Origin of the sequence: Actinomyces naeslundii (assembly GCF_001956585.1) — a bacterium.
Taxonomy (GTDB): domain Bacteria; phylum Actinomycetota; class Actinomycetes; order Actinomycetales; family Actinomycetaceae; genus Actinomyces; species Actinomyces naeslundii.
On record NZ_MSRR01000044.1, the window covers coordinates 1 to 2,335 of the forward strand.

Below are 2,335 nucleotides of genomic sequence, written 5' to 3' on the forward strand. Positions count from 1 at the left end.
TCAACGCATGGCGCAGCCTAAGACGTCTGCAGCAGGGGCGAGGCGGCGAGGAGAATCCACTGGAGGCGTCCATCAAGTCTCGACTTCAGAAGCAGGTGGATGCCGCCCATGAACGGTACGAGCGGACCAGCGTCACTCAATCCGCCCTGGCTGGAGCCGTCACCGAGATAGAGGTGGCGCTTAGGGATCTCAGCGAGGACGAGACCACAGTCCTGGAGGCGGTGCGGTTCCCGGATCACTTCGAGAGGTACCTCCGGCGGCGAACGGCCGGCCGCCGCCAAAACATCGAGGCAGCAGCCGAACCCTTCTTCGATGACCTGACCCGCATCGTCGCCGACGAGTTCATCTATCGAGCACCGGGATCGCGGGCCTTCGACATCGCCGCACTCAAGCAGCTACTTGCAGGCCAGGAACAGCTACTTGCTGGACAGGAACGACTGATAGACCAGTACACGAAGACTTACGAGCGCCTGGACAGGATTATCGACAGCATCGACAACATCCGTAACACACGCGGTCAACTACACGCCACACCCACACGGATTCACTTTGGTAGCCGCCCTATGGTCGCCACCAACTTCATTCCACGAACAGGGCAAAATCAACTCGTCAACGCCATCTTCTTTCACAACGAGCCTCGCACAGTATTAACGGGAATGAAAGGGAGCGGCAAGACTCAGCTGGCAGCCACGATTGCCGCCAAGTGCGAAGACGAGGAATGGCCCCTAGTCGCATGGATCAACGCGGCGTCACGTAAGAAACTCGTTGCCACCCTCTACGAACTCGCCACACTGACCGGGATCGACGCTCCACACGATAAAACACCGGATTTCACTGCTCGACGCTTCCTGGATAAGTTGCGCTCAGCAGACGCGGCTGACCGCCTTTTCATTTTCGACAACGTGGAGAACCTCGACGACCTGAAAGACCTCACCCCTGAAGGTAAAGGAGTCCGGGTCATCATCACCACGACACGCCACCTCGACTGGGACAGTCTCGGATGGCACCCAATCACAGTCGGAGTCTTTGAACGAGACCAGTCGATCACCCTCCTCTGTGAACGAACTGGCGACACTAACCGCGACGCAGCCAACCAAATCGCAAGCACACTTGGAGATCTTCCTGTCGCCATAACTCAAGCCGCCGCAACAGCCCGCAATGAGAGGTTCACTCTCAATGAATACCTTCGCAGCCTAAACAGTCTTCCACTAGCAGATACTATTGATAAACAAGAAGGTGAGCATTACCCAAAAGCAATCAGCACAGCTTTATGGCTTGCGTGTAAAGCAACGATAGACAGCATCAAGAAGAAAAACTCCACGCAGGGACAATTATCAATCCATCAGATAAGCACACTATCTCTACTCGCAGCACCAGGAGTGCCCACCGCATGGCTGGAAGACTATAACGACACAGAGAACGCCAAGAAGTCTCTCAGTGCACTATTAAACTCCTCAGTATGTCAAATCTCAGCAGACAGCAAGAAGACCCTCATTCATCGACTTCAAGGGCGAGTTTTCAGAGAGAACCGCCTCAGTACGGAAATAGAAATGAACGCCGCTGTTTCCGTGGCAATAAGTGTACTGGAGAGCATTAGCGCACACACTCAAGACAGTCCAAGCAAAGAACAGCAAGAGACACATAACCTTATCGAACAATTAAGTACCATCGCATCCCAAGAACACTCACTTCCTTTATTCTCTGACCCCACCATCGCCACAATACTCGCGAGAACCCTTAAAAAAGCATGGCGACTCGGCATGCATCAAATCGCACTAGCCCTAATTAATCCACTCACTAAAGCCAGTGAAGCACTAGGGGTAGACCACCCTGATATCATCACCTCACGCAACAGCCTCGCCGACGCCTACCTATTAGAAGGTCAGACAGAAAAGGCCGTCGCGTTAGTGCAACAGAACCTCAAGCACTCCACGACGCTAATTGGAAGCACAGAACCAGCCATTTTGACCTCACTCAGCACCCTCGCCAAAGCCAGTCGGGACAGGGGTGATCTCGAAGGTGCCGCATCTCTGTTCGAGCAAATTCTCACTGATCGCATCCGCATCCTGGGCCCCAATCACCCCGATATCCTGACCTCGCGCAATAGTCTCGCCGGCACTCAACAAGAGTTGGGTAGACTCGAGGAGGCAATCACCCTATATGAGAAAAACTTCGAGGATTCCGAACGAATTCTGGGACCCCACCACCCCGGCACTCTCACCTTCCGCAACAACCTCGCTGGCGCTTACCAAGATCTGGGAAGGCTTGGGGAGGCAATCAACCTACTCGAGCAGAACCTCAAAGACCGCACCCTCATCCTGGGACCCGACCACCC

Annotated in this window: 1 protein-coding gene; it reads left to right on the plus strand. The window is 54.3% G+C overall.

Going from position 1 to position 2,335, the window contains the following annotated elements:
• The coding region (locus tag BKH33_RS13990) for a tetratricopeptide repeat protein (protein ID WP_244157434.1) at nt 1-2,335 on the plus strand (2,335 nt) is incomplete at both ends.